Source organism: Paenibacillus sp. MMO-58 (assembly GCF_037146255.1).
Classification (GTDB): Bacteria; Bacillota; Bacilli; order Paenibacillales; family Paenibacillaceae; genus Pristimantibacillus.
Genome location: NZ_JBBCVY010000001.1, coordinates 819,577 through 839,594 on the forward strand (window position 1 = coordinate 819,577; position 20,018 = coordinate 839,594).

The following is a 20,018-nucleotide window of genomic DNA, read 5'->3' on the forward strand; positions in this document are numbered from 1 at the left end:
TGTATGATACTAAGAGTAACGCCATGAGACAAGGTGTAGAATGCAGGGTTAGGGGGTTCTTCATTGCCGACTCCGAGCATGGAAGACTACTTGGAACGTATTTATAAGCTTATTGACGAGAAAGGCTATGCGCGCGTATCGGATATAGCCGAAGGGCTTGAGGTGCATCCTTCATCTGTCACCAAGATGATTCAGAAGCTGGATAAAGACAACTATTTGATTTATGAGAAATACCGCGGGCTTGTTCTGACAAGCAAAGGGAAAAAGATGGGCAAACGGCTTGTTGACCGCCATCATTTGCTCGAGTCGTTCCTGACGATTATCGGCGTGCAGGAAGAGAACATTTACCGCGATGTGGAAGGCATCGAGCATCATCTAAGCTGGGATTCAATTACATGTATCGAGACATTGGTTGAATTCTTTAACCGTGAGCCATCTCGCTTGGACGAGCTGAGAGGAATCCGGACTGAACTAGAAACGGAATGAAAAGCTCGCCGCTTGCGGCGGGCTTTTTTAGTTGTCCTTGGGGGCGGCCGGAATCGGGCTTGGGGCACGGGGTATCTCCTTCGGCATCTGTTGTCCGGGTATTTGCTTGAACAATATGCAGCTAAGGCTGCAATACCCGGACAAAGGCTGACGCTTCGCTCCTCCAGGATATACCCCTTAGCCCCGGCGCGCCGGCGGCCGCTGCAGACAACGTAAAAAAGCCCGCCGCGAATTCATTCGGCGGGCTTTTTTGGGGAGGGGCAAAGGGAGGCAGCCGAAGTCAGGCCGGCTGCCGTAAGGCAATATAGAATCAGCCCGCGGCGAAATCGGCTGGCGTAGTATATCTATCTTTTTAGGTTAAGAACATCCCAGACCCTCTCTCTAATCTCGGGAATTCTTTTCTCCTCGAACGATGGATGGGTTTTGAACCATCTCGCATTTAGCGGAGAAGGATGGGGCAGCACGATGGTTGGTTTACCGTTAATCAGATAGTTTCTGAGAACCAAGTCTTCGAAACTTTCCTTTGGAAATAAATATTTAGCCGCTCTGGCACCGATGACGATATAGATCTCGTTGTCCACCATTTCCATCTCTTTGGCTAGCCATTTATTCGCGCACGCAAGAGGTGGAGGGTTGTCTCCGCCTTTAGGGTGCTTGCCGGGAAAGCAATGGGCGAGTCCCGTCATGTAGAAGTTATCTTCATTGTAAAAAATATCGTCCGTAATATGATACCACTGATACTTCAGCTTTGCTCCCGAAGGGTCGTTAAACGGCAAGCCGCTCTCATGCACCTTTTTGGAGGGAGCTTGACCGATCTGCATAATTTTAGAGTGTGCTTTACCATGAAAGACGGGATGAGGAGTGTATCCGAACTTCTGCGCACAGTCCCGGCAGCTTATAATTTGTTCTTTTATACCATGAAAACTCATTGTCTAATCTCCGATGTCTATATAGTATCTTCTAGCTTAAACCATTTGCAGTATTGAGAGAATAGCTTCCGCAGTTGCTTCTCCCCAGCCATATGAAAGGTCTGCTCAAAGGAATACTTGTAAAAATCCAATAGATCCGTCCTAACGGATTTTAACATGGAGACGAGTTCATCATGTTCATACGAAATGCAGAACATGGCTTTTCTCTTTTCCTCAGACAATTCTTTATTCCACTTTCCCGAAAAATCATCGGACCAGACTTTTACGGTATCATCTTCATATTCAACTTCATATTCAATGGAAGGGTAGGGATCATGACCAAGCCATGGACTTGACCTGCCAAGTACCGATTTGTATACCTCTTGCCAATCTTCCAGCCCGCAGCAGCAGCTTGGAGTTATTAAGCGTTCCTCGTCTACAAAAGCGATTCCGCCTCTTATGGCGATTTCATCCTTTTTTATTAGCTCCTTAATAACCTTCTCGGGTTTCTGTTCAATATCAACATCGTTATACCAACATAACAACGTCAGAAAGAGTACGGCATCTTCTTTTGTAGAGTTCCTCGATAGAAAAACCGTATCTTTATAGGTAACTTCCGGCAGCCAAGGGGGCTGCTTAAAGTAAGGATTGGTAATGACTGCATGTATTATTGCCATACTACAACTCCTGTCAGCCTTGCAGGGTGAATGGTTCTTCGCTATATTTTCTCACAACGCTAACATGTAGACAATTCTTCTTCGCATATATACTTCTGATGGAAGCCGGATTTGACACTGCTTCCGTTGTCCGGAGGATGCGGAAGTGAAGATTAATGCAGTGTTCGAGGGCGGAGGAGTGAAGGGGATATCCCTGGCAGGTGCGGTCAGGGCTGCGGAGATGCAGGGGATTCAATTTAACCAGGTGGCGGGTACATCAAGCGGTGCCATCATCTCGGCGCTGATAGCGGCAAATTACAGCGGTCTCGACATTAAGCGGATCGTGGAGAATACGCCGTTCTCGTCGTTTCTGAAAAGATCGTTTATTTTTAACCTGAAGGTGATCAGCCCGGCCTTAAGGGTGCTTATCAAAAAAGGACTTTATAGCGGCGAAGCGCTGGAATATTGGATTTCATGCTTGCTCGAGGCTAAGGGGATAAAGACGTTTGGAGATTTGCCGGAGTGCAAGCTTCGAATCGTAGCTTCGGATATTACGAACGGGAGATTGCTTGTCCTGCCTGAGGATGTGAAAATTTACGGCATGGATCCGAAAAAGCTTAGCGTTGCCCGGGCGGTCCGGATGAGCGCCAGCATTCCCTATTTCTTCGACCCGGTCGTAATCCGTTACTCAAAGCTTCATTCCTTAACGAATAAGGAGAAAGAGAAAGCGCAGCTTCATCAGGCTTATATTGTGGACGGAGGCTTGTTAAGTAATTTTCCGTTGTGGCTGTTTGATAAGGAGCAGGCTGGAAGGACAAATCCCGTTCCGACGGTAGGCTTTCAAATGGTCGGTAAAAACGACAACGAACCGCATGAAATACGCGGTCCGTTGACAATGCTTGAAGCGATATTCGAGACGATGATGCAAGCTCATGACGAGCGGTATATCAAGAAATACGCGCGTGACCGGACGGTGAAAATTCCTACTCTAGGCGTCCGGACTACTCAATTCCATTTGCCTGAAGGGATGGCGGAAAAGCTGTTCCATTCAGGCTTCAAGGCAGCAACGCAGTTTTTTGAAGGCTTTCGTCAGTGATACTTCGGCAGATCATCGTCATCTTTGCCGCCATCTATTACGCGGAACGGCGTCTTGCGGGACTTCGGTTTTTGCCGAGGGGTCGTTCTGGTCTGTTTCACGTAGGGCTGCTGTCTGACCCGGACACGGGTGCCCCATGCATTAGGCGGATATTTATACAGCAGGAAAATGCCGCCCAGCACAATGATGGGAATTAGAAACGAAGTAAGATGCTGTCCGATTCCGTACAAAATCCCGATTGCCAGTAACGTCAGCACGATAATTGACGATGCGTTCCATCTCCGCGGCATAATATCACCTGTCCTTTATGTTGGAGTAGATTTAAGCTTTGATGCTCATTTGCTTGTCGAGCTCGCGCATCCGGTTGAAGGAAGCGATGGATACGGCGACTTGATCATCCTTGGGTTCTTTTGTGGTCAAAAGTTGAAGCCACAGCCCGGGATAACCCAGGTAACGCAGTACCGGTACATCACGCAAGGCGTTTGTCCAGCGGAGTACTTCGTAAGAGATACCCAAGGTAACCGGCAGAAGCAAAATTCGGATGTATACGCGTTCCCAAATGCTGTGCCACTCGAAGATCGGCAGGGAGTAGATGATAACCCCGACGATAACGGTAAAAATGATAAAGCTGCTTCCGCAGCGGTAATGAAGCCTGCTGTACTTCTGAACGTTGGCGACGGTTAGTTCTTCGCCTGCTTCGTATGCGCTTATAACCTTGTGCTCGGCGCCGTGATATTGGAACAAACGCTTGATAAGCGGCGTCATCGACATGAGGTACAGGTAGGCAAGAAGCATAATGAGTTTAATAAGTCCTTCTAACAGGTTATGACCAACTTTGTTCTCGAATACATTCTCGAACAGCAAACTTTCGATCGCTGCCGGCGCTGCGGTCAGAAGCAGCTTGCCGAATATAAAGGAGATAACGCCTGCGGCGGCGACGCCTACAATCATGCCCAGGCTCCAGCCGGATTTTTCTTTTTTCTGAGCTGCCGCTTTATCCGCCTCGGACATATCCGAAGTCTCGTCCTCCGCATAAGCCTCCATGGAGAAATTCAAATGCTGGGAGCCCTTGGCGCTGGAATCAATAATCCCTACAAAACCACGGACGAGAGGGATTTTCTTAAGAACCTGGATCCACCGCTGCGTCGTGCGGGGCACCTCGTAAAAAACGATCTCATCGTTTTTTCTGCGTACAGCGGTTACATTTACATGCTTGCCTGCGAACATGACGCCTTCGATCACAGCTTGTCCGCCGTAAATGCTTGTAGTGTTTTGAGACAAGAGCTTGTCACCTTCCTTAATAGTATCGTCCCGATCAGGTGACGAAAGGTATACGTCTATTGTACTTGATCGCTAATGGATTTGCCAACGCCATCATCTTGGTTATCCGCGAAGCTTAAGTTGCATACTAGGAGAAGAATTCAAGCGGATAATGAATGGAGGCATACCCATGGCGGTAACAAACGAAAAAGGCATTGGCAAGAAAGGCCATGATCATCGCAAAAGCGAGTATGGCGGTCAGCATCATACGAACCCTTGGCTTTTCAGCGGCATGATCGGGTTGTTTGCGGGATTAATCTGGGGAATTCTCCGCTGGCTCTTTTACGAATTGAAATTTACGACCGAGCTGCCGGGCATGTTGGCCGATCCCTTCTTTAAGTCTACTTATTTAAAGACAGGCTGGGGAATCGTTGTCGGCATTGCAAGCTATATCGTATTTTCCGTTCTGGCTGCTCTGCTGTATAAAGTGCTTCTAGGCCGTCTAAAAGGGCCGTGGCCGGGCGTATTGTATGGACTTGCATGGTGGGCGGTCATTTTTCTGCTGCTTGGTCCGGTACTCGGCATATCCCGTCAAATTACGGTTGCAGGTTGGAATACGTTGTTCTCCGAGTTATGCATTTTCCTCTTATGGGGGCTCTTTATCGGCTATTCCATCGCCTTCGAATTTACCGATGAAGCATCGCGGGAGCCGTTAGGCGCGCATTAAGCAGGTTGCGGCTTCTCAAGAAGCGGTCATATGTGGTAAAATGGCTAATGATCTTTGGCTTGATGCAAGATTCGGCTGATTGGGAGGTGCGAAATTGCTTAGAATTGTTGTTTTAAACGGGCCTAACTTGAATATGCTTGGCGTACGAGAGCCAGGTGTTTACGGCACAGAGACGCTGGCCCAGATCGAAGCGAAATTGCGCGAACTAGCTTTGCAGCTCGACGTGGAGCTGGATTTTTTCCAATCCAATCACGAGGGCGCCCTTATTGACCGGATACATAGCGCATTTGGACAGGCGGATGGTATACTCATTAATCCGGGTGCATTAACGCATTACAGCTATGCGCTGAGAGACGCGTTAAGCACGGTAGCTTTGCCGGTTGTTGAGGTGCATCTGTCCAATATACATAAACGTGAATCCTTCCGTCATGTATCGGTCATTGCGCCGGTGGCGATTGGCCAAATCGCAGGCTTTGGCGGTCAAAGCTATGAGCTTGGACTTGCAGCGCTTGTTGCAAAGCTTCAAAATGGTGCAGCGTGAAAGGGGAGAGTAACATGACACTCGAAAGAGTTAACCGGCTGAGACAAGTCATGGCCGAACAAAACCTTGAAGCGATCATTATCGGAAGCGAGCATAACCGTCGTTATCTCAGCGGCTTTACGGGATCATCCGGAACGGTTGTTATAACCCGGCAGGAGCAGTTCTTGTTTACGGACTTCCGTTATATGACGCAGGCACCGCAGCAGGCGACTTCTTTCCAGGTGATCGAGCATGGATCGAAAGTCATCGGGGATATCCGCGATTTGCTGGCAGGCAAAGGAATCCGCAACGCTGCGTTTGAACAGGATCAAGTCGTGTACAGCCAATATGCAGCCTGGAGCGAAGCATTAGGAGATATCAAGCTGACGCCGGTATCCGGTCTTGTCGAGAATCTGCGGATGATTAAGGACGACGCGGAGCTGCAAATTATGCAGGAAGCGGCCGATCTGGCCGATGCCACGTTCCGCCACGTGCAGAATATCATCAGACCCGGCATGAAAGAAAGCGATATTGCGCTTGAGATGGAGATGTATATGAGGAGCCATGGGGCTACTTCATCCTCCTTCGATACGATAGTAGCGTCCGGCGAACGTTCCGCATTGCCGCATGGCGTGGCTAGCGAGCGGGTTATTGGCAATAATGAGTTTGTAAAGCTTGATTTCGGCGCTTATTATCAAGGATACTGCTCCGACCTCACCCGTACGGTTGTCGTCGGAACTCCTACCGATAAACATCGCGAAATCTATGATATCGTGCTGGAAGCCCAGCTTCATGCTCTCGAGAACATTCGTCCGGGCATGACCGGCCATGAGGCCGACGCGCTTACCCGCGATATCATTACGAAGTACGGTTACGGCGATAAGTTCGGCCATAGCACAGGCCACGGACTCGGCATGGAAATTCACGAGTATCCGCGCCTTGCAAGAAACAGCGACACGATTTTAACCCCCGGAATGACCGTGACGGTTGAACCCGGCATCTATCTCCCCGGTTTTGGCGGAGTACGGATCGAAGACGATATCGTCATTACGGAATCCGGTATTAAAATATTAACCTCATCCCCGAAACAATTAATTACTCTGGGTTAAGGACTATTAAAGCAGCTATTTCAGGAGGGAATTTGAAGTGACAGTTTCAGTTAACGATTTCAAAACAGGCTTGACCGTCGAAGTGGACGGCGATATTTTCTCGGTTACCGAATTCCAGCACGTAAAACCAGGTAAAGGCGCGGCATTCGTCCGTTCCAAATTGAAAAACCTCCGCAACGGCAACGTTGTTGAGAAAACTTTCCGTGCAGGCGAAACAATCGGCCGCGCAATCATCGAGAACCGCGAAGTGCAATACCTGTACAACTCCGGCGATGAGTACACTTTCATGGATAACGAAACTTACGACCAATTTGGTCTGGATTACAAACAGCTCGAGTGGGAACTGAACTTCCTGAAAGAGAACATGAACGTAAACATCTCCAGCTACCAAGGCGAAATCATCGGCATCCAAATGCCGAACAGCGTTGAGCTGAAAGTTGTTGAGACAGACGCAGCCGTTAAAGGCAATACTGCACAAGGCGCGACAAAGAATGCTAAAGTCGAAACAGGCCTGAACGTTCAAGTTCCTCTGTTCATCAACGAAGGCGATGTACTCCTGATCGATACTCGCGAAGGCAAATACATCTCCCGTGCATAGTATATAGAAGACAAGCCGCTCGAATCCTCCGATTCGGGCGGCTTTTTCTTTTTCGACAAAATCCGTGGGCGGATATACCCAGACAAGCCGGGGATGTGATATACTATTGACTTGTATGTTATATGTCAAGGTTGGGAGTGAATCAGCTTTGTCGTTGATTGTGATGAAGTTTGGCGGAAGCTCGGTAGGAACACCGGAGCGGATGCAACGTGTTGCGAAGCGGATTGTAGACAGCCAGTTGGCGGGTAACCGCGTCATTGTTGTCGTGTCCGCGATGGGAGATACAACGGATGATTTAATCGATCAGTCGAAGCTGCTTAACCCGAACCCGCCGGCGCGGGAGATGGATATGCTGCTTACGACGGGTGAACAAATATCGGTTGCATTATTGTCGATGACGATTCATCAGCTGGGCCATCAAGCCGTATCGCTTACAGGCTGGCAGGCTGGCATTCGGACGGAAGCAGTACACAGCAAGGCGAAGATTACGGATATTCGTCCTGATCGTTTGTTCAAGGAATTGGATGCGGGCAATGTCGTTATTGTCGCGGGCTTCCAAGGCATGACGGAAGACGGAGACATTACAACGCTCGGACGCGGCGGTTCGGATACGACAGCCGTAGCGCTTGCCGCAGCAGTTAAAGCGGATGTGTGCGAAATTTACACGGACGTGGACGGCGTTTATTCGACGGACCCGCGCGTCGTGAAAGTTGCGCGCAAATTGAATGAAATTTCGTATGACGAAATGCTGGAGCTTGCACATTTGGGCGCAGCCGTTCTTCACCCTCGTGCGGTGGAATACGCAAAGCATAACAATGTGAAGCTTGTCGTACGTTCCAGCTTTACGCAAAACGAAGGTACTAGTGTGAAGGAGGAAGCGGTCATGGAGCAAGGCGTAGTTGTACGCGGCATCGCTTTTGACAAAAATGTAGCAAGAATCAGCATCCTCGGCGTGGAGGATGAGCCAGGCGTACTGGCTAATGTGTTCGGTTCGCTGGCAAATAGCGGAATCGACGTAGACGTTATCGTGCAAAGCGGAGTGAAAAGCGGCAAAGCAGACTTTTCCTTTACGGTTTCCGGTGATGACGAAGCTCGTGCGGTTGACGTAATCAATGGCATTCGCTCGGAAGTTCCGTTCAGCGAAGTTACTTCCGAATCGGCCCTAGTGAAAGTCTCGATCGTTGGCGCGGGCATGGTCAGCAACCCTGGCGTTGCCGCAACGATGTTTAAGGCGATTTCGTCGCTGGGCGTCAGCATCAAGATGGTCAGCACTTCCGAAATCAAAGTATCCTGCATTATCGCAGCCGAACCTCTGCAAGAGGTTGTTCGCTCGCTTCATACGGCTTACGGCCTGGACACGGCTGAGCAAGTATTCGTCGGCGGACCTCAAGACCGCCGTTAATAAGCAACTATTCAATTCAAAAAAGCCGTGCGCGATTTCAAATGCGCACGGTTTTTTTTGGTCCCCACATATTAAATTGAGATTCTTTTTGAGAGGTTAACTCCAAACGGAGCAATTAAATGATTCTGTAGAAACGGAGAGTATGCTTCCGAAGCAGCTTTCTTTCAGAAAGCTTTTAAGTGGTCGCTTTTGCTCGGGGATTTCAACCTTGTTACCTTAATTCTAAGAAATCCTCGAGCAATGGCGATCGGAAGAACATTTAGTTGCGCAGTTTGGCTTTTAACCCGAGAATGGAATGAAATTTATCCGCCGCCGATTAGCTTAAACAACTTGTACAAAATCGCCGTAATCCCCGCAGCCATCAGAGGACCAACCGGGATCCCCCGCAAAAAAATAATGCCGAAAATCGAACCGATAACAAGTCCTACGACCATCTGCGGATCAAGCTTGAGCAAATCAAGTCCCTTGGCATTCATATAAGCGGCGACTGCCCCGCCAATTAGGGCGAGCCAGCCCGGCCAAGTATTGAAGGCGGCAATCAGTTCCTTCATCTGCACTTTGCCTGAGGCAAACGGGACAAGGACGCTAAGCGTAAGGAATAATAAACCGAGCTCCAGCCCCCGACGCTCGATCGAAGGCAGGAACCGGCTTAGATGAAGAAGCTTGACGGCCAGAAGCACGCAAGCCGCCGTTGCTATAATTGGCGAACGCCCAATCAGACCAATAACAATCAAACCTACTAATATCAATTCACCAGTCATCATTCGTACCCCAGTCATGAAGCGGATAAACTGCTTGCTCCATTATATGGACAGACACTGGCGAATATGTCAGCAGCAAGAACAGATCAACGTATCTCCTTTAGCCTGTAGCCGGGGAACCCCCGTGAAGGCGTCCACCTCCGAACAGAGATCGATATCTTTCCCCATGCCCAGCTTGAGAAGCCGTTTGCCGGTTGCGCCTTTCCGAATCGTTTCTTTTATATCATTGGCGCGTTCTTGATAGAGTGATAGCATGGCGAGTCCGAAGTCATCCATTTCGAGCGGAACAGAAACTAGATCCTGCATTCTGGAAAGAAGCAGTCCGGCGCATAAACCATCCTCAATGGCGAATTCATCATGGCTCCCCGCACACAAAATAACAACATCCCGCCGAAGATCAACCGCCGCTTTCGCGCATGCGGAGGCATTCAGCAAAGCAGCAACCAGTACATAATCCGCCCGGGTAGATTTGTGAATGGCCCGGGTGCCGTTCGTTGTCGTTAAGATGACACGGCGGTCTTTAACCGAATTGAGCAGTAACTCGTCAGGCGAATTTCCTAGATCGAAGCCGGCGATTTTTTTGCAGAAGCGTTCCCCGCATAAAAGATCGCCTTCCTGCTGCGCAGCCCGTGCCTCCATCACGGTCTCCACGGGGACAACGCCGGAAGAACCGGCAGCCAGCGCGGTAATAATGGAGCTAGTAGCCCGTAGCACGTCGATAATAATAGCCGTTTTATGGACGAATTGCGCGGAGCTGGCTTCATTCACGCTTGAAATGACTTGCACCTGCATAGCAATCGCTCTTCCTTTCTGTTGTTGCTTAAATCATGTAATGAGCGGGCTCCTCCCGCGTTCCGAACTCGAAGGTGTCGGAACGGAGTCCGCGGCGCATCGCTTCAAGCGCCAAGGCATCGCTAGGCGGAATGTTGCCAAGATGCACGTTTGGACCAAACTGCTGGAGCAAATAAGCCTGCTGCTGCTTCAGCGGAGCTTCCCACATCAAACATTCCTGGTTAGTCATTTCGGCTAGAATTTGCTCAATCGTCTGCTCGCGGCAATTGCCCTTTTCGTCAAATAGGCCAACATCGATGCCCGATTCCCTGGCTTCTACCGTAATCCAAGCGGCGCCAGCCGCAAGATCGTAATCGGCGGTAACGGCCAACTGCTCGGGATCAATTAGCGAACCTGCCGTTTTTTTGCCGTATTCGGTTAGAACCAGGAGACCCCTTTGTTTGCCCTCTTTTATAAGCTCTGTCCGCTGTTTTCTGCTCATTTCTATTGTGCCGTCCGAAACCTCGATTCCGTTAAAGCCTAGCTCGCAGATGGAATCAAAAAACGATCCGGCCAAATGCTGCTGGACTGCTGTTTCCAATAGCGTTCCGCCGGGCATGATGATAAGCCCGTTTTTTCGGGCAAGCTCGATTTTGCGCTGCAGGAACTCCGGTTCATATAGAACGGCCGTACCGAATCCAAGCTTGATGACATCCATATAGGCACCCGCTACTTGAATGAGATCGGAGAAAGCGTTTAGTCCGATTCCTTTGTCGATTACCATCGTTTTGCCTTTATGTCTTGCAGGGCCGTAATCGCGATATCCGCTTGGATCATGCAGGGTGCGGTGCCAGAAGCTTGTTTTTGTCATGGGAGTTGACTCCTAACATTTGATGATACCCGCATGAGGGCGGGGCATGGAGCAATATATGCAGCAACTGCTGGGCGTGTGCCCGAACGGGAAGCATGAACAGGAGACGAGCCTGCATAGGATGTAGAGATGGTAGGTTGTTCATAGCTGCTTGAATAAGGCCTGATTCGTTAGGAACGGACAAGGAGGTGAACGGTTATGTTGAATAAAATCGTGCTCACCATGGCGTCTCTGAGGATAACCTCGGGGACAATCGAAATTTGCGCGGCGCTGCTAATGCTCCGGTTAAACCAGATCGACAAGGCGCTGGTCGTCAATTCTTCGCTCGCGTTAGTAGGACCTTTTATATTAATCGCCACAACCACTGTCGGACTCATAGGCATGACAGACAAGCTTTCTTTCGGGAAGCTGGCTTGGGTTACGGCGGGAGTCGTCTGTTTGTTAATAGGAATCTTAAAAAAATAGTAATCTAGCAATCTTCAAGAAGTTGGACATATTTATGAGGGTCAAGCATACAAATAAGAGTACGTACGAAGGACTTTTCATCCGGGAGTGATGACTCATGCTGGACCGTGTCATACATCTGCTTCCGCCTGAGCTTAAGGCGGTGCTGGAGAGACTGCCTGAATCGGCAATGGAGCATTTGGAGGAAATTCGGATCCGGGAGGGCCGGCCGCTGGAGCTTGGTATCCGGGGGCAGTCCCGATTCGCTGCATCCGACGGAACTCTTCGTGCAGGAAGTGACGGAGCGTACAAGCCAACTGCCGATATTTGCCGTAAGCTTCTGGAGAAAATAACCAATCATTCGCTATACGCAATGGAAGAGGAGTTAAAGAGGGGATTTATTACTGTAGCAGGCGGGCATCGGATCGGGCTTGCCGGCCGGACGATTCTGGACGGCGGCAATGTACGAGGGATACGCGATATCGGCGGATTTAACATCCGAATCGCCCGGGAAGTAGTCGGCTCGGCCCGATACCTGCTGCCCAAGCTGCTGGACAAGAACCGCAAGACGGTTCATTCGACGCTGATCCTCGCCCCCCCTCAGCAAGGCAAAACGACTATTGTCCGCGACATTGCCCGCTCGATCAGCTACGGACATTGGGGGCTGTTCGAGAACACGGCAGGCTGGGCCGGGCGCAAGGTTGGCATCGTGGATGAACGCTCGGAGATCGCAGCTTGCGTGAGAGGAATTCCGACCTTTGACGTTGGACCGCGGACGGATATTATGGATGCCTGTCCCAAAGCGGAAGGCATGATGATGCTGCTTCGGTCCATGTCTCCGGAAGTGGTTATCGCCGACGAGATCGGCCGGCCCGAGGATGGAGAGGCGATCCGCGAAGCCAGTCATGCCGGAATCAGCGTCATTGCAACCGCTCATGCTTACGATCTTCAGGATGCAAGAGGAAGACCGGTACTGAAGCAGCTGCTCGAGGACGGGACCTTTGCTTACGTCGTTGAGCTCAAGCGAACCGGGGAAGGTTTCATGCACAGGGTTGTTGCTGCCGATCTGAAAGACAAGCTGCCTCCCGCCGCCAGGGAACCTACTGCTGCAGTCTCTAAAGGCGAGCAGGGGCGGTCATACGCCGGAATGCAGAGGGGAGATGCCCTTTGATCAAGCTGCTGGGCGCAGTACTCATCCTTTTCGCAGGTACGATGATCGGCTTTCAACAGGCTGCCAGGCTAGCCGCGAGACCGCGGCAGCTTCGCCAGCTGGCGCATGCCTTGCAGAGACTCGAGACGGAGATCGGCTATGGCCATACTCCGCTTCCGGAAGCGCTCGAGAGGACCGCGGAAGCTGTGCCGGAGCCGCTCGCTGAACTGTTTCGGGATACCGCAGACCGGGTGCAGGGACCTGAGGGGCTTACCTTTCGCGAGAGCTGGGAGCAAGCGATGACAAGCGGATGGGGCTTGACGGCGCTTCGGCAGACGGAGCAATCGGTTATGCTGAGGCTTGGTTCAACCCTTGGCATCAGCGATAAGGAGGATCAGCTGAAGCATATCCACCTGGCGCTGCTCCAGTTGAAGGCGGAGGAAGACACAGCAAGAGAGGATCAATCGCGCTATGAAAAAATGTGGAAAAGCCTAGGTGTATTGATCGCCGTGCTCGTCGTGATATTGATGGTTTAGTGGGGTGCCGCACAAATGAACATGGATGTGAGCGCTATTTTCCAAATTGCAGGTATCGGAATTATCATTGGCATGATTCATACGGTACTGAAGCAGATGGGGAAAGAGGATATGGCGCAATGGGTAACCTTGATCGGCTTTGTCGTTGTACTATTTATGGTCATTCGGCTGCTGAACGATTTGTTTCAAGAAATCAAGACGATCTTCCTGTTCCAGTGAGATATCTAGAGAAGCCGCAAGTAGGTGAATAGAGTTGGAGATTATTCAGATCGTCGGCCTAGGGCTGATCGCCACCATTCTCATCATTGTTGTCCGGGAGCAGAAGCCGTTGTTCGCCTTTCTGCTTGCGGCTTTTACCGGGCTTTTTATCTTCATTTTTCTTATCGGTAAAATCGATTCGGTCATCAAAGTTCTTGAGGATCTGGCGAACCGCTCCGGCATACCATCCATCTACTTGAAGACGATTCTGAAAATTATCGGTATCGCCTACATCGTTGAATTTGGCGCACAGATTGTAAGGGATGCAGGTCAGGAAAGCATCGCATCAAGAATTGAGTTCGCCGGTAAGGTGCTTATTCTCGTCATGGCCGTTCCGATAATAAGCGTCATTGTCGAGACTGTAATCGGGCTGCTGCCGGCGGGGAGTTGAACGGATGAACAAGCTCTATAAGTATACCTTCCGTTTAATAACGTTTGTATGCATCGCCTGGCTGGTCAGCATGCTTCTGGTATCGCCGGTTACGGCAGCAGAGAATGCTCCGGCTGACGGGGCGGCTCAGCAGCAAAGCGATACGGCAATGACGGATCAGCTGACGGAGAGCCAGCTTAAAGGCTTGGACACGGGAACCGTCGAGAACTACTGGAACCAGCTGAAGGAAGAATACGGCGGCTATTTTCCCGATGAGAAGATGCCTAGCTTCTTCGAAATGCTAAAGCCCGGCGGTGAAGGGCTCAAGCTGTCTACCGTATTCAAGGGATTGCTTGGTTACTTCTTTCATGAAGTTCTTTACAATAGCAAGCTGCTTGTCACCATCGTTATGCTCACGGTATTCAGCATGGTGCTGGAAACGCTGCAGAACGCTTTCGAACGCAATGCCGTCAGCAAAGTAGCTTACTCGATCACCTACATGGTGCTTATCATCATTGCCGTCAACAGCTTTCATGTCGCGATCGGGTATGCCAAGGATGCGATCGGCACCATGATCCAGTTCATGCTTGCCATGATGCCGCTGCTTCTGACCTTGCTTGCTGCGATGGGCAATGTGCTGACCGTCTCGATTTTGCATCCGCTGATCATTTTTATGATCCATACGGTTGGAACCGTCATCTATGCCATCGTGTTCCCGCTGCTGTTCTTCTCGGCCGTCCTTCACATCGTTAGCGCAATGTCAGACAAGTTCAAAGTGACCCAGCTGGCGAATCTGTTACGGAACATCGGCGTTGGGATCATGGGGGTGCTGGTTACGGTGTTTCTGGGCGTGCTTTCGGTGCAGGGGGCAAAAGGAGCGGTAACCGACGGAATTACGATGAGGACAGCCAAGTTCGTCACCGGCAACTTCGTTCCGGTGGTCGGGCGGATGTTCACGGATGCGGCGGATACGGTAATCTCGGCTTCCTTGCTTGCCAAAAACGCGATCGGACTCGCCGGCGTTATTATTCTTCTGTTTCTCTGCGCATTCCCGGCGATCAAAATACTGACGCTTGCGCTTATCTACAACGTCTCTGCCGCAGCGATGCAGCCGCTTGGCGATTCTCCCATCGTCGCTTGCCTGCAAACGATCGGCAAAACGATGATCTACGTATTCGCCGCGCTTGCTGCCGTCAGTCTCATGTTCTTTCTGGCCGTTACCATCGTACTCACGGCGGGCAACGCCGCTCTTATGGTTCGATGATGACATTGCGGCATACCGAAGGGAGCGAGGATTCGTGATTGCTTGGCTCAGCGACTGGCTGAAGAATATTATCGCGGTTATCATGCTGGCGGCATTCGTCGAATTGCTCCTTCCGAACAAAGCGATGCTTCGTTATGCAAGGCTGGTCATAGGGCTTCTCATTTTGCTTACGATCATGTCGCCGATCCTTCGGCTGCTGCAAGGAGATTTTAATGCCAAGCTGAAGGAGGGAATTACTCAGTGGGACCAGCTTGAACCGCAGCATGAGGTGAAGATGCCTACTCTGAGCGATATTCAGAAAAAAGCGGAGGAGCTTAACCAGCAGCAAAACAATGACGCGGCGGTCTTGATGGAGCAAACGCTGGAAGCCGCCATGAAGGATGCGGTAGTCAAGCAAATGAAGCTGGCTGTCGAGGCGGTGGACGTATCCTTGAACTGGGAAAAGCAGGGACAGAAATTAACGCCAACGATCGCTTCCGTACTTGTGACTTTGCCTGCGGCGAAAGAAGTGCCTGCCGGAACGGCTGAGCCGAATGAGGAGGACGTCAAAGAGGTTTCCGCTATTTCGGTAGACGTGGACGTACAGACGGAAACAGGGGGAACGGATAAGCGGCAGGCCGAAGCAGGCAAGTCAGAGGCCAGTAATGGCTGGGTACAGGTCAACCCTTCCGAAAGCAAGGAGATCAGGGGCTTGTTAGCCGAAGGCTGGGGGATCAGTTCAGCGAACGTACAGGTAAGGCAGCGGGCAGAGAATAACGATTAAAGGAAAAAGGAGAGGAAGCGCAGTGGCCAAATGGCTGAGTGGTCTCGAATCGATGGTGGGCGGCGGTCCGGGTGGTCCGAAGCGGGTTAAGACATTTAGGCTGCTTCTCGTTATCGGTTGTATTGGAGCGGCCCTCATGCTGCTGAACTCCTTTCTCAAATTTGACAAGGTCGATACCTTGACCCAAGGGCCGAACCCGCCTCCCCAGGATACGGCGGCATTGGGAGCAATAGGATCTTCCGACAACTCCTCATTTTCAGCTATTGAGCGACCGCTGGAAAACAGGTTGAAAGAGATTTTGGAGAAAATCGTTGGCGTCGGCTCGGTAGACGTACTGGTGACGATCGATTCTACGGAGGAGATTGAAATTGCCAGGAATGATCAGGAGTCGCAAAACATAACGGACGAGACGGACCGCAACGGAGGCAAGCGGCATATCACGGCAATTAACAAAGATGGCCAGGTTGTCATTGTAGAAGTAGCGGGCGATCAGAAACCGATTGTGACGAAGACGATTAATCCGAGCATTCGCGGTGTGATTATCGTCGCCAAGGGCGCCGAGAACCAGACCGTGAGACGCCTTATCATAGACGCGGTGGAGAAGGGCGTAAACGTACCGGCCAACCGCATTTCCGTAGCGCCAAGCAAGCAATGATAATAAACCAATATTAGGAGGGTGTTCTATGAACACGAAAAGACAAACAATTTGGCTCGTATCGATGCTTAGTTTGATGGTCGTATTGTCCGCGTATTACCTGTTTACGCAAGACACCAAGTCCCCGGATATGCTCTCTGACGGTACGCAGCAGGAACAAAAGGCGGGAGCGACGGAAGCGTCGTCAGGCAATAACAGCCAGATCGTTGTGGACCAAGTGGATCCTGCGGGCAAAGCATCCGCATCGGATGACAAAAGCATCTCTGATGCAGACAAGCAAGTGCTTGATCAGCTGGAATCGCAAGGCGGGGTGGACAGCAGCGTATTTGCCCAGGCGGAAGAGAAGCGCAGCGAGCTGAACAGCACGCAGCAGGATAAACTGATGTCCGATATCACGAACCTGCAAAACCCTGACGACAGCAAAGCGGCAATGGAGCAGCTTGATCAATTGGAAGAAAAAAACTCCAAACTGACAAGCATCGAGAACGAGCTGATGAAAACTTTCCAACAGGCAATCGTTAATCAAGAGGGCAACGGGTACAAGGTTCTGGTTGAAAGCGATAAGCTCGACAAGAGCCAAGCGGCAAACATTATCGACCTCGTTATGAAAACATTGGGCGTAGACGCAGACCAAGTTTCCGTGCAATTTATCAAATAAGGATAGTAGAGGCCGGCAGGGTTTCATGCCCTGGCCGGCTTCTTTTTATTTGCGCTTTTGACGCCTATTGTTCAACACGAAAACGCGTGGTTGCTTCTTCGTGGAAGGATGCCGCATCCGTTGGCGCCTGGCCGTGTTAAAAAATTGATTCGTGTTCTGCCGCGTTTATGATATAATGTTAGACGTTATGTAAAGGATAACTAGGATTATCCATCGAAACTGAATAATGCTATTTCCATCTGAGAAAACGCATACGAAGCAGAAGGCTTCGGAAACTTTTAAGGAGTGAAAACTATTCATGTTCAAATTGAGCGAGATTAAGGAATTGATCAAACTGGTTGATCAGACTTCCGTTCATGAGCTGGAGATCGAAAACGAAGGAGCACGCTTATTCATTCGCAAGCCTGGCAAAACCGAAGTGGTGAATGTACAAGCTGCAGCCCCAATTACGCATACATATACGCAGGCGCCTGTACTTGCACCGCAGCCGGTTCAAGAAGCTCCCGCAGCAGCGGTACAAACCAGCACGCCTGCAGCACGTCCCAGCACGGACAACCTGCATCAGATTGTATCGCCGATGGTCGGCACATTCTACAGCTCCCCGTCTCCGGATGCTGCGGCATTCGTTAAAGAAGGCGACCGCGTAAACGAGAAGAGCGTTGTATGTATCCTTGAAGCAATGAAGCTGATGAACGAGCTCGAAGCGGAAGTTCGCGGTGAAATCGTTGAGATTCTGGTGTCGAACGGTCAACTGGTTGAATACGGCCAGCCGCTCTTCCTTGTTAAGCCGGAATAATACAACCTCCGAATTTGGAGAAATTGTTGCTTGAGAGGAGTACAAACGTGAAATTCCAAAAAGTATTAATCGCTAACCGCGGAGAAATCGCGGTACGCATCATTCGTGCCTGCCGCGAGCTCGGTATTTCTACAGTTGCCGTTTATTCCGAAGCTGACCGCGACTCCCTGCATGTACGCCTTGCTGACGAAGCGTACTGCATCGGTCCAACCGCATCCAAGGACAGCTATCTGAACCTGACCAACCTGATGAGCGTTGCTACGCTTACAGGCTGCGATGCCGTGCATCCGGGCTATGGATTCCTGGCGGAGAATGCGGATTTCGCCGAAATCTGCGAATCCTGCAACATTACGTTTATCGGTCCTTCCCCTGAGGCCATCAGCAAGATGGGTGACAAGGCGGTAGCCAAGCAAACCATGAAGGAAGCCGACGTACCGGTAATTCCGGGCTCTGACGGTCTGATTGAAAATATGGATGAAGCTGTCCGCATTGCGCGCGACATCGGTTATCCGGTTATCATCAAAGCGACAGCCGGCGGCGGCGGTAAAGGGATTCGTATCGCCGATGACGAGGAATCGCTTGTTCAGCAAATTACGACAGCCCAGCAGGAAGCTCAGAAGGCGTTCGGCAATGCCGGCGTTTACCTGGAGAAATACTTGACTGGCATGAAGCACGTCGAAATCCAAATTATGGCCGACAAGCATGGCAATGCCGTACATCTGTTCGAGCGCGATTGCTCGGTGCAGCGCCGCCGCCAGAAGCTTGTTGAAGAAGCTCCGTGTCCGGTTCTGACGCCGGCCATGCGCGAGCGGATGGGCCGCGCTGCCGTTCGTGCGGCGCTCGCGGTGCAATATTCGGGAGCGGGAACGCTTGAATTCCTGCTTGGTCCCGACGGCAACTTCTACTTTATGGAGATGAACACTCGTATTCAGGTTGAACATCCGGTAACCGAGATGATTACAAATGTCGACCTGATCAAAGAGATGATCTCCGTAGCCGAAGGAAACCCGCTGTCGTTCAAGCAAGAAGATCTTCAGATCAACGGCTGGGCGATTGAATGCCGCATTAACGCGGAAGATTCGGATCGCAACTTTATGCCGTCTCCGGGTCCGATTCCGTTCTACCTGCCGCCGGGCGGCACGGGCGTACGGGTGGACAGCGCCGTATATCCGGGCTACACGATTTCCCCGCATTACGATTCGATGATTGCGAAGCTGATTGTTTGGGGCAGAACAAGGGAAGAAGCGATTGCGCGGATGAAGCGCGCCCTTGCCGAGTTTGCGATCGACGGCATCAAGACAACGATTCCGTTCCACCAGAAGCTTCTGAATCACCCGGTCTTTGTGAAGGGTAATTTTGATATTAAATTCCTCGAGGAATATGACGTTAACCAGCCGGAATTAGCCGAATAGTACAATCTGCTCCTGGTTTGTCATATTTCACGTCGAATGCTATAGTATAGAAATAAGATGCGAAGGCAACACTCCGGGTATTTACCTCCCGGTAAATACCCGGAGCGCGCAACTTTAAGGAGGTGTACAACCATCATGAGTACGATTGCTGCAGATTATGAGAGAACGGACATTGGCACGATTCAAATTGCCCCTGAAGTCATTGAAGTTATCGCGGGACTAGCTGCTGTCGAAGTGAAGGGCGTAGCGGGTATGAGCGGAGGTTTTGCAGGCGGTATCGCCGAGCTGCTTGGCCGAAAAAATTTATCCAAGGGTGTAAAAGTTGAAGTTGGCCAGCGGGAAGCCGCGGTCGATGTGTCGATTATCGTGGAGTACGGCAACCGGATTCCGGAGATCGCCTCGGAGATTCAACAGAACGTGAAACGCTCCATTGAAATGATGACGGGATTGAACGTTATTGAAGTGAACGTACATATTCACGATGTCCATTTCAAGACAGAGAGCAAGCCGGAAGAAGAAGATTCGAATTTCCGCGTGAAATAACATA

General features: G+C 50.7%; 26 protein-coding genes. 19 read left to right on the plus strand and 7 right to left on the minus strand.

Going from position 1 to position 20,018, the window contains the following annotated elements; all coding sequences use genetic code 11:
• Window positions 1–63: 63 nt before the first annotated feature.
• Window positions 64–486 (plus strand): transcriptional regulator MntR, encoded by a 423-nt coding sequence (gene mntR, locus WFJ73_RS03675; RefSeq protein WP_015843878.1) that lies wholly within the window; start codon window positions 64–66, stop codon window positions 484–486.
• 344 nt (window positions 487–830) lie between these two features.
• On the opposite strand, the gene WFJ73_RS03680 is transcribed toward mntR, so the two are convergent.
• Together WFJ73_RS03680 and WFJ73_RS03685 are read right to left on the minus strand one after the other, a co-directional pair.
• Complete coding sequence (locus tag WFJ73_RS03680; protein WP_336771754.1) at window positions 831–1,415, minus strand: uracil-DNA glycosylase family protein; 585 nt, start codon at window positions 1,413–1,415, stop codon at window positions 831–833.
• A 17-nt stretch (window positions 1,416–1,432) separates the two neighbouring features.
• The gene (locus WFJ73_RS03685; RefSeq protein WP_336771755.1) at window positions 1,433–2,071 is read right to left on the minus strand and encodes a hypothetical protein; all 639 of its coding nucleotides are present in this window, start codon (window positions 2,069–2,071) and stop codon (window positions 1,433–1,435) included.
• Between the two features lie 145 nt (window positions 2,072–2,216).
• Between WFJ73_RS03685 and WFJ73_RS03690 the strand changes: the two genes are divergently transcribed.
• Window positions 2,217–3,146, plus strand: coding sequence for a patatin-like phospholipase family protein (locus WFJ73_RS03690; protein WP_336771756.1), 930 nt, complete (start codon window positions 2,217–2,219; stop codon window positions 3,144–3,146).
• Here the strand turns inward: WFJ73_RS03690 and WFJ73_RS03695 are convergent.
• A complete protein-coding gene (locus WFJ73_RS03695) occupies window positions 3,140–3,436 on the minus strand; it encodes a hypothetical protein (protein WP_336771757.1) in 297 nt (98 codons plus the stop codon). The two genes, WFJ73_RS03690 and WFJ73_RS03695, sit on opposite strands and share 7 nt — an antisense overlap.
• A gap of 31 nt (window positions 3,437–3,467) precedes the next feature.
• Complete coding sequence (locus WFJ73_RS03700; protein WP_127494414.1) at window positions 3,468–4,373, minus strand: DUF1385 domain-containing protein; 906 nt, start codon at window positions 4,371–4,373, stop codon at window positions 3,468–3,470.
• Between the two features lie 223 nt (window positions 4,374–4,596).
• On the opposite strand from WFJ73_RS03700, the gene WFJ73_RS03705 reads away from it, so the two are divergent.
• The 5 genes from WFJ73_RS03705 (at window position 4,597) to WFJ73_RS03725 (ending at window position 8,762) form a co-directional block, all read left to right on the plus strand.
• Window positions 4,597–5,133: a YqhR family membrane protein gene (locus WFJ73_RS03705; RefSeq protein ID WP_336771758.1), complete on the plus strand. Its 537-nt coding sequence runs from the start codon at window positions 4,597–4,599 to the stop codon at window positions 5,131–5,133.
• Window positions 5,134–5,227: 94 nt separating this feature from the next.
• Entirely contained in the window at window positions 5,228–5,674 is a 447-nt protein-coding gene (aroQ, locus tag WFJ73_RS03710) for a type II 3-dehydroquinate dehydratase (RefSeq protein WP_336771759.1), read from the plus strand.
• Window positions 5,675–5,688: 14 nt separating this feature from the next.
• Entirely contained in the window at window positions 5,689–6,762 is a 1,074-nt protein-coding gene (locus WFJ73_RS03715; protein ID WP_336771760.1) for a M24 family metallopeptidase, read from the plus strand.
• Window positions 6,763–6,799: 37 nt separating this feature from the next.
• The gene (efp, locus tag WFJ73_RS03720) at window positions 6,800–7,360 is read left to right on the plus strand and encodes an elongation factor P (RefSeq protein WP_127494388.1); all 561 of its coding nucleotides are present in this window, start codon (window positions 6,800–6,802) and stop codon (window positions 7,358–7,360) included.
• 148 nt (window positions 7,361–7,508) lie between these two features.
• Window positions 7,509–8,762 (plus strand): aspartate kinase, encoded by a 1,254-nt coding sequence (locus tag WFJ73_RS03725; protein WP_336771761.1) that lies wholly within the window; start codon window positions 7,509–7,511, stop codon window positions 8,760–8,762.
• Window positions 8,763–9,064: 302 nt separating this feature from the next.
• Here the strand turns inward: WFJ73_RS03725 and WFJ73_RS03730 are convergent, their stop codons facing one another.
• The 3 genes from WFJ73_RS03730 to WFJ73_RS03740 all read right to left on the minus strand — a co-directional run bounded on the left by WFJ73_RS03730 (window position 9,065) and on the right by WFJ73_RS03740 (window position 11,165).
• A complete protein-coding gene (locus WFJ73_RS03730; protein ID WP_336772123.1) occupies window positions 9,065–9,523 on the minus strand; it encodes a DUF441 domain-containing protein in 459 nt (152 codons plus the stop codon).
• A gap of 69 nt (window positions 9,524–9,592) precedes the next feature.
• On the minus strand, window positions 9,593–10,315 hold the full coding sequence (locus WFJ73_RS03735; protein WP_336771762.1) for a 2-phosphosulfolactate phosphatase: 723 nt from the start codon (window positions 10,313–10,315) through the stop codon (window positions 9,593–9,595).
• A 28-nt stretch (window positions 10,316–10,343) separates the two neighbouring features.
• Window positions 10,344–11,165: a phosphosulfolactate synthase gene (locus WFJ73_RS03740; protein WP_336771763.1), complete on the minus strand. Its 822-nt coding sequence runs from the start codon at window positions 11,163–11,165 to the stop codon at window positions 10,344–10,346.
• 198 nt (window positions 11,166–11,363) lie between these two features.
• On the opposite strand from WFJ73_RS03740, the gene WFJ73_RS03745 reads away from it, so the two are divergent.
• The 12 genes from WFJ73_RS03745 to WFJ73_RS03800 all read left to right on the plus strand — a co-directional run bounded on the left by WFJ73_RS03745 (window position 11,364) and on the right by WFJ73_RS03800 (window position 20,014).
• On the plus strand, window positions 11,364–11,630 hold the full coding sequence (locus WFJ73_RS03745) for a YqhV family protein (protein WP_336771764.1): 267 nt from the start codon (window positions 11,364–11,366) through the stop codon (window positions 11,628–11,630).
• A 97-nt stretch (window positions 11,631–11,727) separates the two neighbouring features.
• On the plus strand, window positions 11,728–12,780 hold the full coding sequence (gene spoIIIAA, locus WFJ73_RS03750) for a stage III sporulation protein AA (RefSeq protein ID WP_336771765.1): 1,053 nt from the start codon (window positions 11,728–11,730) through the stop codon (window positions 12,778–12,780).
• Entirely contained in the window at window positions 12,777–13,295 is a 519-nt protein-coding gene (spoIIIAB, locus tag WFJ73_RS03755; RefSeq protein WP_127494373.1) for a stage III sporulation protein SpoIIIAB, read from the plus strand. The genes spoIIIAA and spoIIIAB overlap by 4 nt, the downstream gene beginning before the upstream one ends.
• Before the next feature lie 15 nt (window positions 13,296–13,310).
• On the plus strand, window positions 13,311–13,514 hold the full coding sequence (spoIIIAC, locus tag WFJ73_RS03760; RefSeq protein WP_015843896.1) for a stage III sporulation protein AC: 204 nt from the start codon (window positions 13,311–13,313) through the stop codon (window positions 13,512–13,514).
• 34 nt (window positions 13,515–13,548) lie between these two features.
• A complete protein-coding gene (spoIIIAD, locus tag WFJ73_RS03765; protein WP_015843897.1) occupies window positions 13,549–13,944 on the plus strand; it encodes a stage III sporulation protein AD in 396 nt (131 codons plus the stop codon).
• Between the two features lie 4 nt (window positions 13,945–13,948).
• On the plus strand, window positions 13,949–15,187 hold the full coding sequence (spoIIIAE, locus tag WFJ73_RS03770) for a stage III sporulation protein AE (RefSeq protein WP_336771766.1): 1,239 nt from the start codon (window positions 13,949–13,951) through the stop codon (window positions 15,185–15,187).
• A gap of 34 nt (window positions 15,188–15,221) precedes the next feature.
• Complete coding sequence (gene spoIIIAF / locus WFJ73_RS03775; RefSeq protein WP_336771767.1) at window positions 15,222–15,950, plus strand: stage III sporulation protein AF; 729 nt, start codon at window positions 15,222–15,224, stop codon at window positions 15,948–15,950.
• A 22-nt stretch (window positions 15,951–15,972) separates the two neighbouring features.
• Complete coding sequence (gene spoIIIAG / locus WFJ73_RS03780) at window positions 15,973–16,605, plus strand: stage III sporulation protein AG (protein WP_336771768.1); 633 nt, start codon at window positions 15,973–15,975, stop codon at window positions 16,603–16,605.
• A 28-nt stretch (window positions 16,606–16,633) separates the two neighbouring features.
• Window positions 16,634–17,263 (plus strand): SpoIIIAH-like family protein, encoded by a 630-nt coding sequence (locus WFJ73_RS03785; protein WP_336771769.1) that lies wholly within the window; start codon window positions 16,634–16,636, stop codon window positions 17,261–17,263.
• A gap of 298 nt (window positions 17,264–17,561) precedes the next feature.
• Window positions 17,562–18,059: an acetyl-CoA carboxylase biotin carboxyl carrier protein gene (gene accB / locus WFJ73_RS03790; protein ID WP_336771770.1), complete on the plus strand. Its 498-nt coding sequence runs from the start codon at window positions 17,562–17,564 to the stop codon at window positions 18,057–18,059.
• Window positions 18,060–18,106: 47 nt separating this feature from the next.
• Complete coding sequence (gene accC, locus WFJ73_RS03795; RefSeq protein WP_336771771.1) at window positions 18,107–19,471, plus strand: acetyl-CoA carboxylase biotin carboxylase subunit; 1,365 nt, start codon at window positions 18,107–18,109, stop codon at window positions 19,469–19,471.
• Between the two features lie 135 nt (window positions 19,472–19,606).
• Entirely contained in the window at window positions 19,607–20,014 is a 408-nt protein-coding gene (locus WFJ73_RS03800) for an Asp23/Gls24 family envelope stress response protein (protein ID WP_127494359.1), read from the plus strand.
• Window positions 20,015–20,018: the final 4 nt, after the last annotated feature.

Coding starts and splice junctions, on each gene's coding strand:
- spoIIIAE (WP_336771766.1), top strand. CDS start 13,949: ATGAACAAGCTCTATAAGTATACCTTCCGTTTAATAACGTTTGTATGC.
- spoIIIAC (WP_015843896.1), top strand. CDS start 13,311: ATGAACATGGATGTGAGCGCTATTTTCCAAATTGCAGGTATCGGAATT.
- WFJ73_RS03700 (WP_127494414.1), bottom strand. CDS start 4,373: ATGTTCGCAGGCAAGCATGTAAATGTAACCGCTGTACGCAGAAAAAAC.
- WFJ73_RS03705 (WP_336771758.1), top strand. CDS start 4,597: ATGGCGGTAACAAACGAAAAAGGCATTGGCAAGAAAGGCCATGATCAT.
- WFJ73_RS03745 (WP_336771764.1), top strand. CDS start 11,364: ATGTTGAATAAAATCGTGCTCACCATGGCGTCTCTGAGGATAACCTCG.
- WFJ73_RS03730 (WP_336772123.1), bottom strand. CDS start 9,523: ATGACTGGTGAATTGATATTAGTAGGTTTGATTGTTATTGGTCTGATT.
- WFJ73_RS03735 (WP_336771762.1), bottom strand. CDS start 10,315: ATGCAGGTGCAAGTCATTTCAAGCGTGAATGAAGCCAGCTCCGCGCAA.
- WFJ73_RS03740 (WP_336771763.1), bottom strand. CDS start 11,165: ATGACAAAAACAAGCTTCTGGCACCGCACCCTGCATGATCCAAGCGGA.
- spoIIIAA (WP_336771765.1), top strand. CDS start 11,728: ATGCTGGACCGTGTCATACATCTGCTTCCGCCTGAGCTTAAGGCGGTG.
- WFJ73_RS03685 (WP_336771755.1), bottom strand. CDS start 2,071: ATGGCAATAATACATGCAGTCATTACCAATCCTTACTTTAAGCAGCCC.
- WFJ73_RS03715 (WP_336771760.1), top strand. CDS start 5,689: ATGACACTCGAAAGAGTTAACCGGCTGAGACAAGTCATGGCCGAACAA.
- WFJ73_RS03800 (WP_127494359.1), top strand. CDS start 19,607: ATGAGTACGATTGCTGCAGATTATGAGAGAACGGACATTGGCACGATT.
- WFJ73_RS03785 (WP_336771769.1), top strand. CDS start 16,634: ATGAACACGAAAAGACAAACAATTTGGCTCGTATCGATGCTTAGTTTG.
- WFJ73_RS03680 (WP_336771754.1), bottom strand. CDS start 1,415: ATGAGTTTTCATGGTATAAAAGAACAAATTATAAGCTGCCGGGACTGT.
- accB (WP_336771770.1), top strand. CDS start 17,562: ATGTTCAAATTGAGCGAGATTAAGGAATTGATCAAACTGGTTGATCAG.
- WFJ73_RS03695 (WP_336771757.1), bottom strand. CDS start 3,436: ATGCCGCGGAGATGGAACGCATCGTCAATTATCGTGCTGACGTTACTG.